Source organism: bacterium, assembly GCA_024226335.1.
Classification (GTDB): domain Bacteria; phylum Myxococcota_A; class UBA9160; order SZUA-336; family SZUA-336; genus JAAELY01.
This window is the reverse complement of sequence record JAAELY010000552.1, coordinates 1-1,242: the sequence shown is the minus strand read 5'-3', so window position 1 is coordinate 1,242 and position 1,242 is coordinate 1. Positions and strand designations below refer to the sequence as shown.

At 60.1% G+C, this 1,242-nt stretch carries 1 protein-coding gene; it reads left to right on the top strand.

The features are described 5' to 3' along the window. Positions 1-21: 21 nt before the first annotated feature. A partial coding sequence (locus GY725_27015; protein ID MCP4007851.1) for an RHS repeat protein occupies positions 22-1,242 on the top strand: 1,221 nt, incomplete at its 3' end.

Sequence of the window (1,242 nt, the reverse complement as noted above, 5' to 3'; positions counted from 1 at the left end):
GCTCTCTACGAGCCCGAGGAGGTGCGCCTGACCACCCGCGACGGCCGGATCTTCGAGCTCGACCTTGCAGACGGCGTGACAAAGCTCGAGGATCTGAACGGCAACCAGTTGACCATCACGCCGGACGGCATCATCCACTCGAGCGGTAAAGGCATCGCCTTCGAGCGCGACGCTCAGGGCCGGATCGAACGCATCACCGACCCGATGGATCGGGTCATGTCCTACGGCTACGGCGCGCAGGGAGACCTCGCCAGCTTCACCGACCGTGCCAGCGCCGTCACCCGCTTCACATACGAGGACCATCGCCTGCGCGACATCGAGGATCCGCGCGGCGTCAAGCCGATCCGCAACGAGTACGACGCCGAGGGGCGTCTCGTGCGCCATATCGACGCTCTTGGCAAGGTGATCGAGCTCGTTCATGAGCTCACCAACCGCCGCGAGATCGTCACCGATCGGCTGGGTGCTTCGCGGGTGCTGGAATATGACGCTCACGGCAACGTCGTGCGCGAGACCGACGAACTGGGTCAAACGACGATTCGAACCTTCGGCGAAGAAAATCGAATGCTTTCGGAGCAAGATCCTCTGGGAAACAAGACGACTCTGAGTTACGATAGCGACGGTGATCTCATAACGGTGACTGACGCCTTGAACAACGGATTCGAATACACCTATGACTCGCGAGGGAATCGTTTGTCGGAAACCGATCCAGTGGGCGTTGTTTTGACGAGCTCATATGACAGCCGGGGCAACCAACTGAGCGCCGTGGATGACCTGGGAGGCGTGATGAGCTTCGCCTATGACGCGGCCGGGAATCTCCTGACAGAAACTGACGCATTGGGCAACACGTTGCAGCATGAATACGACGCCTTCGGCCGCCGGACCCGAACGATAGAGCCACTTGGCGTGGAGACTTCCTTCACCTACAATTCGAATGGTGACTTTATGGCCCGATCTACGATTCGCACAAAGCCCGATGGCGGGATGGAGGAGCTGTTGACGACCTTCGAGCGCGACGCCTTGGGGCGAGTGACGACGACCACCTATCCCGACGGCTCGATCGAGCGCAAAGAGTACACTCAGACGGGAAAGATCGCTAAGGTCACCGACACGCTGGGCCGCGCCACCATTTCCAAGTACGATCTCAATGACAGGCGGATAACCGAGATCTTTCCTGATGGAACGGCCCGAGCCCAGACCTACGATGCCGAGGGCCGCATTGCCTCGATGACCGATCGGAACGGC